General features: G+C 72.4%; 9 protein-coding genes and 1 pseudogene. 6 read left to right on the forward strand and 4 right to left on the reverse strand.

Annotated elements, in window-relative coordinates:
- The first annotated feature begins 143 nt into the window (after positions 1-143).
- The 4 genes and pseudogenes from EAS64_RS01265 (at position 144) to EAS64_RS01280 (ending at position 8,506) form a co-directional block, all read left to right on the forward strand.
- A complete protein-coding gene (locus EAS64_RS01265; protein ID WP_145850864.1) occupies positions 144-5,336 on the forward strand; it encodes an Lhr family helicase in 5,193 nt (1,730 codons plus the stop codon).
- A gap of 206 nt (positions 5,337-5,542) precedes the next feature.
- Positions 5,543-6,673, forward strand: a pseudogene (locus EAS64_RS01270) (ISAzo13 family transposase); the annotation flags it as partial.
- A 298-nt stretch (positions 6,674-6,971) separates the two neighbouring features.
- A complete protein-coding gene (locus tag EAS64_RS01275) occupies positions 6,972-8,204 on the forward strand; it encodes an IS110 family RNA-guided transposase (protein ID WP_145850865.1) in 1,233 nt (410 codons plus the stop codon).
- Positions 8,205-8,215: 11 nt separating this feature from the next.
- Positions 8,216-8,506 carry a hypothetical protein gene (locus EAS64_RS01280; RefSeq protein WP_145850866.1) on the forward strand — a complete coding sequence of 97 codons (291 nt, stop codon included), beginning with the start codon at positions 8,216-8,218 and terminating at the stop codon, positions 8,504-8,506.
- Positions 8,507-9,087: 581 nt separating this feature from the next.
- Here EAS64_RS01280 and EAS64_RS01285 read toward each other — a convergent pair.
- A complete protein-coding gene (locus EAS64_RS01285) occupies positions 9,088-9,360 on the reverse strand; it encodes a YciI family protein (protein WP_187365609.1) in 273 nt (90 codons plus the stop codon).
- 198 nt (positions 9,361-9,558) lie between these two features.
- On the opposite strand from EAS64_RS01285, the gene EAS64_RS01290 reads away from it, so the two are divergent.
- The gene (locus EAS64_RS01290) at positions 9,559-10,350 is read left to right on the forward strand and encodes a TetR/AcrR family transcriptional regulator (RefSeq protein WP_145850867.1); all 792 of its coding nucleotides are present in this window, start codon (positions 9,559-9,561) and stop codon (positions 10,348-10,350) included.
- Complete coding sequence (locus EAS64_RS01295) at positions 10,350-11,375, forward strand: SDR family oxidoreductase (protein WP_145850868.1); 1,026 nt, start codon at positions 10,350-10,352, stop codon at positions 11,373-11,375. The genes EAS64_RS01290 and EAS64_RS01295 overlap by 1 nt, the downstream gene beginning before the upstream one ends.
- Before the next feature lie 19 nt (positions 11,376-11,394).
- Here EAS64_RS01295 and EAS64_RS01300 read toward each other — a convergent pair whose 3' ends face one another.
- The 3 genes from EAS64_RS01300 to EAS64_RS01310 are packed head-to-tail and all read right to left on the reverse strand — an operon-like array spanning position 11,395 to position 15,661.
- Positions 11,395-12,243, reverse strand: coding sequence for a DUF72 domain-containing protein (locus EAS64_RS01300; RefSeq protein ID WP_145850869.1), 849 nt, complete (start codon positions 12,241-12,243; stop codon positions 11,395-11,397).
- Between the two features lie 47 nt (positions 12,244-12,290).
- Positions 12,291-14,585 carry a xanthine dehydrogenase family protein molybdopterin-binding subunit gene (locus tag EAS64_RS01305; protein ID WP_145850870.1) on the reverse strand — a complete coding sequence of 765 codons (2,295 nt, stop codon included), beginning with the start codon at positions 14,583-14,585 and terminating at the stop codon, positions 12,291-12,293.
- Positions 14,582-15,661, reverse strand: coding sequence for an FAD binding domain-containing protein (locus tag EAS64_RS01310; RefSeq protein WP_145850871.1), 1,080 nt, complete (start codon positions 15,659-15,661; stop codon positions 14,582-14,584). Before EAS64_RS01310 ends, EAS64_RS01305 begins: the two co-directional genes overlap by 4 nt.

The raw sequence follows: 15,661 nt of genomic DNA on the forward strand, positions 1-15,661 counted from the left end.
TCTGACAAAGTTACCTGAGAGTGTTTTCTGGGGGCCATGGGCCGGCGGGTTCGTTGTGCGTGTGCTGCGCGTGCTGGCGCTTGACGTGGGCCGGGCGGCGGCGCCGGGACCGGAATGTCGGCCGGCGGGGGCAGACTGGATGGATGGCAGCAGAAGGGCCGAGCGGCACCGATCCGGTAAACGCCGAGCCGGTCAGCAGCGCGCAGGCGCTTGACGGGTTCTCGACTGCGACGCGGGCGTGGTTCGATGGCGCCTTCGCCGTGCCCACCCAGGCCCAGGCGCAGGCCTGGCGTGCGATCGGCAAGGGTGAAGACACCCTGGTCATCGCGCCTACCGGCTCCGGCAAGACGCTGGCGGCGTTCCTGTGGGCGATCGACAGGCTGTCAAGCACGCCGCCGCCCGCAGATCGCAAGCGGCGCACCCGCGTGCTCTACGTGTCGCCGCTGAAGGCGCTCGCCGTGGACATCGAGCGGAACCTGCGCTCGCCGCTGACCGGCATCAGGCAGGCGGCGCACCGGCTCGGGCTGCCCGACCCGGACATTCAGGTCGCGGTGCGGACCGGCGACACCGCGACAGAGGAACGGCGCAAGCTCGCGACCCGGCCGCCGGACATCCTGATCACTACGCCCGAGTCGCTGTTCCTCATCCTCACGTCGCAGGCACGGGAGACCCTGCGCGGCGTGGAGACGGTCATCGTGGACGAGATCCACGCGGTGGCGGGGACCAAGCGGGGCGCGCACCTGGCGCTGTCGCTCGAGCGGCTGGACGCGCTGCGCGGGCCATCAGCCGGCGCCGGTGCCGCTGCGCGGGCGCAGCGGGTGGGACTTTCCGCGACTGTTCGGCCGCCATCCGAGGTGGCCACGTTCCTTGGCGGCTCGCGGCCGGTGACTGTCGTGCAGCCGGCCAGCTCGAAGCGGATCGAGCTCGAGGTCGTCGTGCCCGTGGAGGACATGCGCGACCTGTCGGATATGGCACCGGTGCCGGGCGCCGGGGCTCCGGGAGGCCCTGGCGGGCTTGGGGGGCTGCCTGGCGGGCCTGGCGGGTTCACCGGTGATGATCCGGTGCCGAGGCGGTCTATCTGGCCGCACGTCGAGGAGCGGGTGCTCGACCTCATTCAGGCGCACCGGTCCACGATCGTGTTCGCCAACTCGCGGCGCCTCGCGGAGCGGTTGTGCGGGCGGCTCAACGAGCTGGCTGCGGAGCGGGCATTTGTGGCGGCTGGCGGCGAAGGCGCGCCGCAGGCCGAAGGCACCGGCAAGTCGAGCGCGATGGGCGGCGGGTTCCTGCCGCAGGGCGCCGGCGGCAGCTATGACGTGGGCACCGGGTCCGGTGACGGGACCGTCGTCGTCGCACGGGCGCACCATGGCTCGGTGTCCCGGCAGGAGCGCAGCGAGATCGAGGAGGCGCTGAAGGCGGGGCGGCTGCCCGCCGTCGTCGCCACCTCAAGCCTCGAGCTCGGCATCGACATGGGCGCGGTAGACCTGGTCATCCAGGTGGAGTCGCCGCCCTCGGTGGCCAGCGGGCTGCAGCGCGTGGGCCGCGCCGGGCACAACGTCGGCGACATCTCCCGTGGCGTGATCTTCCCCAAGTACGCGGCCGACCTGGTGCAGGCCGCCGTGGTCGCCGACCGGATGCAGTCCGGTGCGATCGAGGAGCTGCGCATTCCGCGCAATCCGCTCGACGTGCTCGCGCAGCAGGTCGTCGCGATGACCGCGCTCGACGACTGGGCGGTCGATGAGCTCGAAGCCGTGATCCGGCGGTCCGCGCCGTTCGCGACGCTGACCAGGGCCGTGCTCGAGGCGGTGCTCGACATGCTGGCCGGGCGGTATCCGGGCGAGGAGTTCGCCGGGCTGAAGCCGCGGGTCGTGTGGGACCGGGTCGCGGGCGTCATCCACGGGCGGCCGGGGGCGCAGAAGCTGGCCGTGACCAGCGGCGGCACGATCCCCGACCGCGGGTACTTCGGCGTGTTCCTGCCCGCGTCGCAGGAGTCGGCGAAGGCGCCGCGGCGGGTGGGCGAGCTCGACGAGGAGATGGTGTATGAGTCGCGCGTCGGCGACGTGTTCGTGCTCGGCGCCTCGTCGTGGCGGATCGAGGACATCACGCCGGACCGGGTGCTGGTGCTGCCCGCGCCCGGCCAGCCCGGCAAGCTGCCGTTCTGGCATGGTGACACGCCGGGGCGGCCCGCGGAGCTCGGCAAGGCGATCGGCGCGAAGCTGCGCTCGCTCGCCGCGATGACGTCCGACGCGGCGGTGGCGTCGCTCACCGACAGCGGGCTCGACCCGCTCGCCGCGCAGAACCTCGTGTCCTACCTTGACGACCAGCGGCAGGCGACCGGGCAGGTGCCCGATGACAGGACGCTTGTCGTCGAGCGGTTCCGCGACGAGCTCGGCGACTGGCGCGTCGTGCTGCACTCACCCTATGGCGACCGGGTGCACGCGCCGTGGGCGCTGGCGATCAGCGCGCGGCTGCGCGAGCGGTACGGCGGTATGGACGTGCAGGCGCTGCACACCGACGACGGGATCATCATCAGGGTCCCCGACTCCGACGAGCCGCCGCCCGCCGGGATCGCGCTGCTCGACCCCGATGAGATCGGCGACATCATCACCGCCGAGGTGGGCGGCTCCGCGCTGTTCGCCTCCCGGTTCCGCGAGTGCGCCGCGCGGGCGCTGCTGCTGCCCCGGCGCCAGCCAGGCCGCAGGACGCCGCTTTGGCAGCAGCGGCAGCGGTCCGCGCAGCTCCTGGAGATCGCCGCGCAGTTCCCCGGCTTCCCGATCACGCTTGAGACGGTCAGGGAGTGCCTCCAGGACGTGTTCGACGTGCCCGCGCTGACCGAGGTGCTGCGTGACCTGGCCGCCAGGCGGATCAGGATCGTCGAGGTGGAGACGTCCACGCCGAGCCCGTTCGGTAAGAACTTGCTCTTCAGGTACGTGGGCGCGTTCATGTACGAGGGGGACGCGCCGCTCGCCGAGCGGCGGGCGCAGGCGCTGGCGCTCGACCCGGCGCTGCTCGCGGAGCTGCTCGGCACCGAGGCGCTGCGGGAGATGCTCGACCCCTCCGTGGTGGCGGAGGCAGAGGCCGACCTGCAGCACTTGTCGCCGTCGCGGCAGTGCCGCGACGCGGAGGCCGTCGCCGACCTGCTGCGGACGTCGGGGCCGCTGACCGCCGATGAGGTTGCCGCGCGATGCGTCGTCGGACCGGCCTCCGCTTCATGGCTCGACGAGCTCGCCGCCGCGCGGCGAGCCATCGCGGTGCGAGTGGCCGGGCAGCCGATGTGGGCCGCCATCGAGGACGCGGGGCGGCTGCGCGACGCGCTCGGCGTGGCGCTGCCCGTCGGCGTGCCCGAGGCGTTTACCGAGCTGCTGCCCGATCCCGTCGGTGACCTGGTGGCGCGCTGGGCGCGGACGCACGGGCCGTTCCTCGCGGCGGATCTCGCCGAGCGGTACGGGCTCGGCATCGCCGTGGTCGGGATGACCCTGCGGCGGCTCGCGGCCGACGGCCGGGTCGCCGAGGGCGAGTTCCTCGCCTCCAGGCACGGCACGCAGTGGTGCGACAGCGGTGTGCTGCGCATGCTCCGCCGTCGCTGCCTGGCCCGGCTGCGCAAGGAGGCCGAGCCGGTGCCGCCCGCGGTGCTCGGCCGCTTCTTGCCCGCGTGGCACGGGATCGGCGCAGCTCGCGCGCGGCGGGCGACCGCTGGCGCGGTGCTTGAGGCGATCGAAAGGCTGGCGGGTGCCCCGGTGCCCGCGTCCGCGCTCGAGACGCTGGTGCTGCCCGGGCGGGTGCCCGGCTACTCCCCCGCGCTGCTCGACGAGCTCACCTCGGCGGGCGAGGTGGTCTGGGCCGGGGCGGGGACGGTCGGCAGCGGGGACGGCTGGGTGGTGCTCGCGCTCGCCGAGTCGGCGCCGCTGCTGCTGCCCGAGCCAGGCGAGCTGACCATGACGCCGCTGCACGGTGCGGTGCTCACCGCGCTCGCCGGGGGCGGCGGTATGTTCTTCCGCATGCTGAGCGACCGGGTCGCCGCGGTACTCGACGGGCATCCGGCCGACGACGACGACCTGGTTGCCGCGGTGTGGGACCTCGCCTGGGCGGGCCTGGTCAGCAACGACACGCTGGCGCCGCTGCGGGTGGTGACCTCGGGCGGCGCCGCCGTCCGGCGTCCCGCGGGGCCCCGGCGGACCACCGGAATGGGGTCGAGCTGGGCGGCGGAACTTGGTGAGCGCGGCGGGGACGGTGCTTTGCCTGGCGACGCCGATTCTGGGTCTGGCGGCGCGGGCGGGCGCGATGGAGCGGGCGGGTCCGGGGCCGGTTCGGCTGGCTACGGTTCGGCCGGATACGGTTCCGCCGGATACGGTTCGGCCGGTTACGGGGCGCGGCGGCCCGCTTCTGGCGTATTCAACCCGCGGCCCTCTTCGCGCGGCGGCGGGTTCGGCGGATACCGCGGCGCGGGCGGCTACGGGCGCGGGTCGCGGCGCGCGGCCATGCCGACGCGTACCGGGCCGCCGACCGTGTCCGGCCGGTGGTCGCTGCTGCCCGAGCGATACGGCCTGCCTGATTTGCCTGGGGCGGACGGCGACGTGCGCCGCGAGGCTTCGGATCCGGGAGCGGTCACCATGCGAGCGCACGCGCTCGCGCTGACCCTGCTCGAACGGCACGGCGTGGTGACCAGGGGCGCGGTCGCCGCCGAGCGGATACCCGGCGGCTTCGCCGCGGTGTACCCGGTGCTGCGGGCCATGGAGGAGACCGGCCAGTGCCGCCGCGGGTACTTCGTGGAGGGACTCGGCGGTGCGCAGTTCGCGCTGCCTGGCGCGGTGGACCGGATGCGGGCGCTCGCGGGCGACCTGCTTAATCGTGATGGCCTCGCCGGCGGCGGCACTGGCGGCGGGGCCGCTGGCCCTGGCGGCTCACCGGGCGGTGGCACGTTCCCCGGTGCGCCCGGCGGTACGGCGTCGGCAGACGATCCACGGCGGGCCGTTGTGCTCGCCGCGGCCGATCCGGCGCAGCCCTACGGCGCGGCGCTTAGCTGGCCGGCCCGCCCCGAGGAGACTGCGACATCGCACCGGCCCGGACGGAAGGCGGGCGCCGTCGCCGTGCTGTTCGGCGGCGAACTCGTGCTCTATGTCGAGCGCGGCGGCAAGACGCTGCTGTCCTGGACCGACAACCCAGTCGCGCTCGAGCCGTGCGCCAAGGCGCTGGCCACCGCCGTCAGGGACGGCGCGCTCGGCCGGATCACGGTGGAGAAGGCGGACGGCGGCATGGTCGTCCTCGACTCACCGCTGACCCGGGCGCTCGAGGCAGCCGGCTTCCGGCACACGCCTCGCGGTCTCCGGTTGCGCGGCTGACATCCCCTTGATCAGTTAGGCAGGACCGACCGTGCGGAGCCGGCGGCCCCGCACCGGGAGGCCTTGCTGAGCTGGGACCCCCTCAAGCGCGACTTTGCCGACCTGGTGATCGGCATAGCGCGTCTTTGGGACTGCGTAACAATAACCCGTGGGTTTCCGGGTCTGGCATGCTGTGTTCCGTGGCTCCGAAGATGATCACGGTGGAGATGCTGGCGGCGAAGTTCGGGTCGATCTTGCCGCAGCTGGACGAGCGACAGCGGCGGCTGCTGCTGGGAGTCGAGGCGCGGGCGCTGGGGCACGGGGGGATCCGGATGGTGGCCCGGGCCGCCGGCGTCCGCGAGGCGACGGTGTCGCTGGGCGTCAGCGATCTGGAAGGCGAAGCGCTGCCCCCGGGGCGGGCCCGCCGTCCGGGCGGCGGGCGCAAGCGGTCCGCCGACCTGGACCCTGGCCTCGTCCCGGCGCTGCTGGCCCTGGTCGAGCCGGAAGAGCGCGGCGATCCCGCCTCGCCGCTGCGGTGGACGGTCAAGTCGACCCGCACCCTGGCGGCCGAGCTGTCCGCGCAGGGTCACAAGGTGTCGCCGGGCACGGTCGGAGACCTGCTGCGCGGGCAGGGGTTCAGCCTGCAGGGCAACGCCAAGGTCATCGAGGGAAGCTCGCACCCGGACCGGGACGCCCAGTTCCGCTACATCAACGGCCAGGCCGCGGTGTTCCAGGCGGCCGGCGACCCGGTGGTCAGCGTGGACGCCAAGAAGAAGGAGCTGGTCGGGGAGTTCGGCAACGCCGGCCGCCAGTGGCGGCCCGCCGGCTCCCCGGCGCGGGTCCGCGACCACGACTTCGCCTCCGAGGGCGACGGCAAGGCGATCCCCTACGGCATATACGACCTTGCCGCGAACGCCGGCTGGGTCAGCGTCGGCACCGACCATGACACCGCCGCGTTCGCCGTGGAGACCATCCGCCGCTGGTGGAACACCCGCGGCCGGGCGGACTACCCCGCCGCCGGGCGGCTGCTGATCACCGCTGACGCCGGCGGCGCCAACGGCTACCGGTCGCGGGCCTGGAAGACGGGCCTGGCCGCCCTCGCCCTGGAAACGGGCCTGGAGATCACCGTCTGCCACTTCCCGCCCGGCACCTCCAAGTGGAACAAGATCGAGCACCGCCTGTTCTCCTGCATCACCATGAACTGGCGCGGCCGGCCCCTGACCAGCCACGAAGTCGTAGTCGAGTCCATCGCCGCCACCACCACCCGCACCGGGCTGACCGTCCACGCCGAGCTCGACCCCGGCAGCTACCCCACCGGGGTCAAGGTCAGCGACGCCGAGATGGACGCCCTCCCCCTAATGGGAGTTAGCCGGGTCAGTCCCGCGTAGAACACCAGCCCCGTGAGGAGCGGGAGTTCGCAGGGGTGCAGACTCGGTCCGGCAGCCGCTGGCGGGTGAGCACTGCACACCCCCAGGAGCACGTGAGTCCTAGGGTTAGACCGTGCCCCTGCCAGTGAGTCCGGGAGACATGACCGCTGTTGGGCTGTCGTGCCCGCCGTTCGCGGCGTGAGCACTGATCCATTAGGGTGCGAGCCGTTCTCCCGCAGGCTGCCGTGGCCGGTCGTTTCGTGGTCGTGATGCGAGGAGAACTGAGACGTTGCTGTTCGTCGGGGATGACTGGGCCGAGGATCACCACGATGTGGAGATCCAGGACGAGACGGGCCGCAAGCTGGCCGCCCGGCGGCTGCCGGAAGGCGCGGCCGGGATCGCCCGGCTGCATGAGCTGATCGCCGCGCACCTGGGCCAGGACGGCGATCCCGGCGAGGTGGTCGTGGCGATCGAGACCGACCGGGGACTGTGGGTGCAGGCACTGACCGCGGCCGGCTACCAGGTGTACGGGCTCAACCCCAAGCAGGTCGCGCGGTTCAAGGAACGCTACAACCTGTCCGGGGCCAAGAGCGATGCCGCCGACGCGCACGCCCTGGCCGACATGGTGCGCACTGAGCGGCACCAGCTGCGTGCCGTGGCTGCCGACACCGCCGCCGGGCAGGCGATCAAGGTGGTCGCCCGGGCGCACCAGACGCTGATCTGGGAACGCACCCGGCATACCCTGCGGCTGCGCTCGGCGCTGCTGGAGTTCTTCCCCGCCGCGCTGGCGGCCTTCGCCGGCCTGGGCCTGACCGGCGCTGACACCCTGGAGCTGCTGGCCCGGGCCCCTGATCCGGCGGCCGCGGCGAAGCTGACTCTCGCTCAGGTCAGCGCCGCGCTGAGACGGGCCCGCCGCCGCGACGTGCCCGCCAGGGCCGCCGCGATCAAGGACGCGCTGCGCGTCCCGCAGCTGGCCCAGCCCGCCCAGGTCACCGCCGCCTACGCCGCGGCCGTGCAGGCCGCCGTCGCCGTCCTGACCGTGCTCAACGAGCAGATCGCGCAGCTGGAAGCCCAGGTGGAGGCACATTTTCTGCAGCACCCGGACGCTGAGGTCTACCTGTCCCAGCCCGGCATCGGTACCGTCAACGGCTCCCGGGTGCTCGCCGAGTTCGGGGACGCGCCCGGCCGCTACGCCTCCGCCAAGGCCCGCAAGAACTACGCCGGCTCCAGCCCCATCACCCGCGCATCCGGGCGCAGCAAGGTCGTCCTGGCACGGTTCATCCGCAACGACCGGCCAGCCGACGCCCTGCAGTCCCAGGCCCTCTCCGCGCTGAGCGCATCACCAGGAGCCCGCGCCTACTACGACAAGCAGCGCGCCCGCGGCCTCGGCTACAACTCCGCACTCCGCCAGCTCAGCAACCGCCTCGTCGGCATCCTGCACGGCTGCCTGAAGACCGGTACCCGCTACGACGAGGCAACCGCCTGGCCAGGCGCCGCAAACACCGAACCCCTCGCAGCTTGACATCTAAGCCCTTGGGATGTCTAACCCGCCACGACTGGCACGGCGACTGGAACTACAACCTGCGCCCCGAGCCCTCCGCCCGGCCCCCGGCCGGGCCGGGCACCGCCGCCTGGGCCCGCCCGGCCCTCACCGGCCTGGACCCGGCGCAATGGGACCAGCTCCTCGCCGCGATGCACGCCGCCGCCGGCGAACCCCCGCCCATCCACCTCAGCCTCGCCGACCAGGCCCTCATCACCGTCCTGCGGCTCCGCTTCCAGGCATCCGCGGCCTGGTTAGGACGGCTTGAGTTGGCCCCACCATGACGCCTTGAAGTGGACCCACCCCGATCATCGGGGACGGTATGTCGGCTTGACTTGGCCCCACCCCTGACCTGGCCCTTTCTTCTCGGTGCCGTCTGAAACGGGGCCACATCCAACCGTCACGATGCCGCCAAGTGGGGCCAGATGGAGCCGTCATGGTGGGGCCAAATGAGACCGTCGTAGCCAGCGGCCGCCCTCGCCAGCCTCTACCACGTCTCCGCGACCACCCTCAAGACCGCGCAGGACCACGCCTGGCCGCTCCTCGTCCAGGCCGGCTACCCCACCGAACCCGCCGGGCCGAAGCTGAAAACCCTCCAGGAGCTCACCGCCTACGCCCAAGACCACGGCATCGCCCTAACATCAAAAACGTACGGGTTATTGTTACGCAGTCTCTTTGCTTACCCGACGGTGCGACAAAAGCCATGAATCGGACGCAAGAGTGGTCGCCAGTTAAGCAGAGACGCAGATTGTGGTCACCGGCTAAGCAGACGTGGAGGAGCGTCGCCGGGCAAGCACACTGCACGGTGCGCGCACCGCGTGCGCGCAGTGGTGGGAAGAGGCCGAGCGGGACGAGGCGAGGCTGGTCAGTCCGGGCTTGCCGCGTTCCATTCGCGGATCTGCCAGCCGCTGACGACACCGTTCAGGACGAAGGGGTCGGCCGAGACGAACTCTTCCGCGGCCTCGCGAGTGGTGAAGATCGCCATCGAGCCGGCGCGGTCGGAGAACGGGCCGAGGGTGAGCAGCACGCCGCGACGGAAGAATTCCTGGTACCTGGCCTGGTGTGCGGGGAAGTGCTCCACGGCGAGTGAGAGGTCGCCGCTGTCGTAGAAGAGGACGTGCCGCACGTCATTCGCCATGCCGATACTCCGCTCTGCCGCGCTGATCCGAACTCGCTAATCGTGCCATGCGACCGGCCGACGCCGCAGTGGTACTGCCGCCGCCTGCTCCGTGGCGCCGCGTTGACGGTGCCCGCGCGGGCGGGTTAGGCTCAGTTTTGAGCAGTCGCTTAAAGCAGTTGCTCAACAAGGCGTTACGCAGCGGAGGAAGGAGGCGGGGTGGCGGGCGATACGCGGGCGGTGCTTGTCCAGGCGGCCATCGACGTCTTGCGCGAGTCGGGGTTCGCGGGCGCGAGCGCGCGGCGGATCGCGCAGCGGGCGGGCACCAACCAGGCGCTGGTGTTCTACCACTTCGGCTCGGTCAATGACCTCCTGGTGGCGGCGCTCGAAGAGGTCAGCGCGCGGCGGATGGCTGCCTACCGCGAACTGCTCGACAGCACGGGGACGCTGGCCGAGCTGATCACGTCGGCGAGGAGCGTGTTCGAGGCGGACCTCGACGCGGGGCATGTGCGGGTGCTGACCGAGATGATCAGCGGCGCGCAGTCCGTTCCCGGGCTCGGCGAGCGGGTGGCGGCCTGCCTGGCGCCGTGGCGGGACTTCGCCGCGGCGGCGGTCAGGGACGTGCTCGCGGCCTCCCCCGTCGCCGCGCTGCTGCCCGCCGAGGAGGCGGCGCACGCGGTGGTGGCCGGCATCCTCGGCCTGGAGATGCTTGCCAGCCTGGACGGCGACCGGGCGGCGGCGCTCGCCCTGTTCGACCGGGCCCGGGCGGTCGGCGACGTGCTCGACCGGCTGCGCCCGCTCGCCGGCTTGCTCGACCTCGGCGGGACGCGAAGGGACGCGGGTGGGACGCGGTCAGACCCGGGCGGCACGCGAAGGGACGCGGGCGGGGCGCGGTCAGACCCGGGCGGGGCGTCGAAGGATCCCGGCGGCTCGCGGAAGGGTCTACGCGGACGGAAAGACCCACGGGCACGCAAAGACCCAGGCGGGTCAACGGAGAAGGGAGAACGCTGATGCAGACCGATGTGGTGACAGGCGCGTTCGGCTACTCGGGAGCGGCCATCGCGCGAGAGCTGCGCGCGGCCGGTCACGAGGTACGGACGCTGACCGGGCATCCGCGCAGCGGACCGGAGGCGGAAGGCATCGATACCCGGCCGCTCGACTTCGCCGACCCGGAGGCGCTTGCCAGCGACATGGCCGGCGCGCACACCCTGTACTGCACGTACTGGGTGCGCTTCCCGCACGGCAGCGCCACCAGGGAGTCGGCGGTGACGAACAGCAAGATCCTGTTCGACGCGGCGAAACGCGCGGGCATCGAGCGCATCGTCTACGTCTCGATCCTGCACGCGGACACCGCCTCCCCGTACCCGTACTTCAGCGGGAAGGGCCAGGTCGAGCAGCACCTGGCGGCGTGCGGCGTGCCGTACGCCGTCGCTCGCCCGGCGATCCTGTTCGGCTCGTCGGCTCAGCGGGGCGTCTCTGCCAGCGTCCTGCTCAACAACATCGCGTGGCTGCTGCGCCACCTGCCCGTCTTCGGCATCGGGGACGGCGGCCGCTACCGTGTCCGCCCGATTCACGTCGACGACCTCGCCAGGCTGCTCGTGGAGCTCGGCGCGCGGCAGGACAACGTCACGGTCGATGCGGTCGGACCTGAGGCCCCGACCTTCCGGGAGATGGCCGGCGCGATCCGCGCCGCGACCGGCAGCGGGTCGCTGCTCGCGCCGGTCCCCGGCTGGCTGATGCCGCCGCTGGCGACCCTGCTCGGCGCGGCGCTGCACGACGTGCTGCTCACCAGGGAGGAATACGAGTCCATGAAGGCCGGCCTCGCGGACTCGGACGCCCCCGCCACCGGCACGGAAAGCCTCACCGACTGGATCACCAGGCACGGCGATGAGCTCGGCCGGACTTACGCCAACGAGCTGGACCGCCACTACCGGCCCGACGGGGCCAGGGAGCACGCCGGCCGCGGGTTATACGGGCTTATTGTCGCGGCTGCGGGCCCGGGCCGTATGGTTGCGCTCGCGGCGCCGGCCCGGTAACGGCCCTCGCGGCGGCGGATCAGAAGAGGGTGGCCGGCGGAGTCAGCGGTTCGGGGAGCGGGTCGACCTCGGGCACGCGAGCGCGCACGTCGGCGTGGAAGCGGCGGGCCAGGTCGAGTGAGTCCACGTTGTCCGGGGTGTGGATGAAGACCGTCGGTGAGCGGCCCTCGCGCAGCCAGGCGGCCACCGTGTCGGCCCACGGCTGCCAGCCCGCCGCGGTGCGCGCCGGGTCGTCACGGCCGATGTAGCGGACGATCGGCCGCCTGGTGAGTGCGCGTGTCCTGCGCGGCGCGCGCGGCTTGTTGCGCCACGCCTCACGCTCGGCGTCGCTGGCCGGCAGGCCGTCGAACAGGACGGTGGTGTCGAAGGGGACCCATTCGGCGCCGACGGCGCCCAGAACCCGTTCGAGCTGCTCGCCTGCCCGCGCGTCGGTCAAGAACGCCGGGTGCCGCACCTCGGCGCAGTACTGGCGGTCGCGCGGCAGGCGGGCGAGGAAGCCCGCGAGCGCACCGAGGCCGTCCGGGCCGAACGACGGCGGCAGCTGGATCCACAGCGCGTGCACGCGCTCGCCGAGCGGCTCGATCGCGGCGAGGAAGGCGTGCAACGGTTCGTCGGCATCCGCCAGGCGGCGCTCGTGGGTGATGACCCGCGGCAGCTTGAGCACGAACCGGAAGCCGGGGTCCGTCTGGGCGGCCCAGGTCCGCACCACGTCGACGGCCGGCGTCGCGTAGAAGGTGGTGTTGCCCTCGACAGCGTTGCACCACGTCGCGTAGGCGGCGAGCCGCTCGCGCGGCGGCAGCGTGGCGGGCAGGTAGCGGCCCTGCCAGGGGGCGTACGTCCACATCGCGGTGCCGACGTGGAGTCTCATGACTTTGAGGCTATCCAAGGGACAAAGGGATGCAACACGTGTTCGGCTTACTCGCTCCTGCCCGCCGTCTCGTTGATCGCGTGCCAGACCTTCTCCGCGGTCAGCGGCATGTCCAGGTGACGGATGCCGTAGGGGGACAGTGCGTCCATGACCGCGTTGACCAGTGCCGGGGTGACGCCGATGGTGCCGGACTCGCCCATGCCCTTGACGCCGAGCGGGTTGACGGTCGAGGGGGTCACCACCGAATAGGACTCGATGTTCGGCAGCGTCTCGGCGAACGGGACCGCGTAATCCATCAGCGAGGCGGACATCGGCTGGCCCGTCTCGTCGTACAGCACCTGTTCGGTCAGCGCTTGGCCGACGCCCTGGGCGACCGCGCCGTGCACCTGACCCTCGACGAGCAGCGGGTTGACCTGCACGCCGCAGTCGTCGACCGCGATCACCCGCAGCAGTGTGACCTGCCCGGTCTCCGGGTCGACCGCGACCTCGCAGCCGTACGCACCCGAGGCGTAGGTCTCCTGCGGCGCGCCGCTTGACCCGCTCGCGGTGATGCCGCCGAGCCTGGCGGCCGCGTCGGCGACCGGCATCGGGGCGTCCACCCGGCGGGCCGCGTCGAGCACCGCCTGGCAGGCGTTGTGTATCGCGGTGCCGCCCGCCGCCAGGGACCGGGAGCCGAACGTGCCGTAGCCGAACGGCGCCGTGTCCGTGTCGCCGAACACCACCGTCACGTCGTCGTAGTCGACGCCCAGCAGGTCGGCGGCGAGCTGGGCGAAGGCGGTCTCGTGACCCTGGCCGTGACCGCTCGTGCCGACGGCCACCGTGACCTTGCCGTCGGCGGCGACGGTGACCGTGGCCTGGTCGCCGATCGTGCCGTCAGGGCCTGGTACGCGCGGCACGATGCCGCCGGGCTCCACGAATGTCGCGATGCCCCGGCCAACGAGCGTGCCCGGAGGAGTAGGCCGAGCTTGCCCCCTAGGGGAGCGCCCCCCCGTACCCCCCGGCTGCGCGCCCGATGCGAAAGGCGCGAGTGTATCGGGCGCGCATGAAGCGGTCGATTCCAGCTTCTGCATAAGCAGGTCTAGGCCCGCGTGATAGTCGCCGCTCTCATAGGTGAGGCCGGTGCAGGTCGTGTACGGGAAGGCGCTGGCCGGGATGAAGTTGCGGCGCCTGATCTCGGCCGGGTCGAGGCCGGTCTCCCTGGCCAGCATGTCGACGAGGCGCTCGGTGAAGTAGGCGCCCTCCGGGCGGCCCGCGCCGCGGTACGGGCCGATCGGGGTGGTGTTGGCGAAGACGCCGATCAGCTCGACGTCGAAGTGCTCGATGCGGTAGCCCTGCGGGAGCATCGGGCCGAGGCGGCCGAGTAGCGAGCCTGGTGCGTTCGGCGTGAAATACGCGCCGAAGCTGGCGTGCACGGTGCCGCGCATCGCGACGATGTTCCCCGCGGCGTCGGCGGCGAGTTCCAGGTCAGCCACCTGGTCGCGGCCGTGGGTGGTCGCGGTGAACGACTCGCTGCGTTCCTCGATCCACTTCACCGGCCGGTGCAGTGCCCGCGCGGCGGCGATCACCGCCACCTGGTCGGGATAGATGGGGCCCTTGGCGCCGAACGCCCCGCCGACATCGCCCGCGAGCACGCGGATTTCTGTCGCTTGCATGCCGAGGATCTTCGCGAGCCAGTCGCGTGAGCCGTGCGGGCGCTGGGTGGGCAGCCGGACGGTGAGCCGGCCGTCGTCCGCCGGGTAGGCGAGGACGCCGCGCGGCTCCAGCGCCACCGGGGCGATGCGCTGGCTGGTCATCCGCTGTCTCACCCGGAACGCGGCACCCTGGAAAGCGGCGTCCGCGTCGCCGGCGGTGAGGCGCTTGCGGAAGGCGATGTTGCTCGTGGCGCCCTCGTGCAGCAGCGGTGCGCCGTTGGCGGCGGCGTCGAGCGCGACGGTGACCGCGGGCAGGTCCTCGTAGTCGACGGCGACAAGTTCGGCGGCGTCGGCGGCACGCTCCGGCGTGTCGGCGACGACAAGGACGACCGGCTCCCCGGCCCACAGCGCCTTGCCGCTCGCGAGCACGTGGTGTTCCGGGTTGAGCGAGCCTGGCGGGAGGTTCTCGCCGCCGGGGAGGGGGCCGACGCCGAGCGCTGCCAGGTCGGCGGCGGTGTATACGGCGGCGACCCCTGCTGCCGCGCGGGCCTCGGTGACGTCGATGGCGGTGATCGCGGCGTGGGCCAGCGGGGAGCGGACGAAGAACGCGTGCAGGGTACCCGGCGGCGTCACGTCGTCGACGTACTGGCCGCGGCCGGTGAGCAGCGGCGGGTCCTCGCGGCGGGTGAGCGGCCGTCCGATGAGCGTCATAAGCTCCGGCCTCCTCGGGCGATCGCCTTGGCCAGGGCACGGCGGGTGAGGACTTCGGCCAGGTGGGCACGGTAGTCGGCGCTGGCGTGCTGGTCGCCTAGCAGGCTGACACGGTTAGCAGAGCCCGGGGACTCCGTCGTGACCTGCGCCGCGGCGGCGGCCAGCGTCTCTTGGGTGGGGAAGGCGTCCTTGAGCAGGGCCTCGGCCGCCCGGGCGCGGTAAGGACGCGGAGAGATTCCGGTGACAGCGATCGCGGCGCTGGCCAGGCTGCCGTCGGCGAGGTCCGTGACGTGACCGTTCGAGTCGGTGAGCCGGCCTCCTTTGTAGGTGAGGACGACCGCGACGCCCGCCAGCGGGAGGTGGCTGGCCGGGTGCGGGAACTTCTCGTAGGCGCTGGCAGTGCCACCCTGGTGGCTGATCCTGATGTGGGTGATGATCTCGTCGTCGGCCAGGTCCGTGGTGTAGATGCCCTGGAGGAAGTCGTCGAGGGCGATCTCGCGCTTGCCGATGTTCAAGGGTTCCTTGCGGGTGCGGCGGGGAGTGTACGGTCCCAGGTGCGATTCGGGGTGCCTGCCCTTGCGGGAGGCGATCGTGAGCACCGCGTTCAGGGCCAGTAGGACCGCCGGGAGGTCGGATGCCGGGTCGCCGTGGGCCACCGCCCCCCCGATCGTGCCCCGCGCGCGGACCTGCGGGTCGGCGAGGACCGTGAGCACGTCCGTGATGGCCGGGACCCCCTCGGCGCGGTGCGGGGCGACGTTCTCGTTACGGCCCCGGATGACCCCGCCGTTGAGCAGCGCGTCGCGGCCGAGCTGCCGGTAGGTGCTGAGTGCCCCGATGGAACCGCCGAAAGAGCCGCCGACAACCGAACTCATCCAGCCGCCGCGCCTGAGCTCGGGGAGGTCGGCGATGTCGATGAGAACCTGCGGGGCGGCCAGGCGGAGCTTCATCATGGGCAGCAGCGACTGGCCGCCCGCGATGAGCTTCGCCTCCTGGTCCGCGGCGTGTGCCTCGTCCAGCAAGTCGAGGGCCTCATCCAGGGTGCGCGCGCGGACGTAGGCGAAGTCGGCGGGGAACAT

Origin of the sequence: Trebonia kvetii, assembly GCF_007827045.1 — a bacterium.
Taxonomy (GTDB): Bacteria; Actinomycetota; Actinomycetes; order Streptosporangiales; family Streptosporangiaceae; genus Trebonia; species Trebonia kvetii.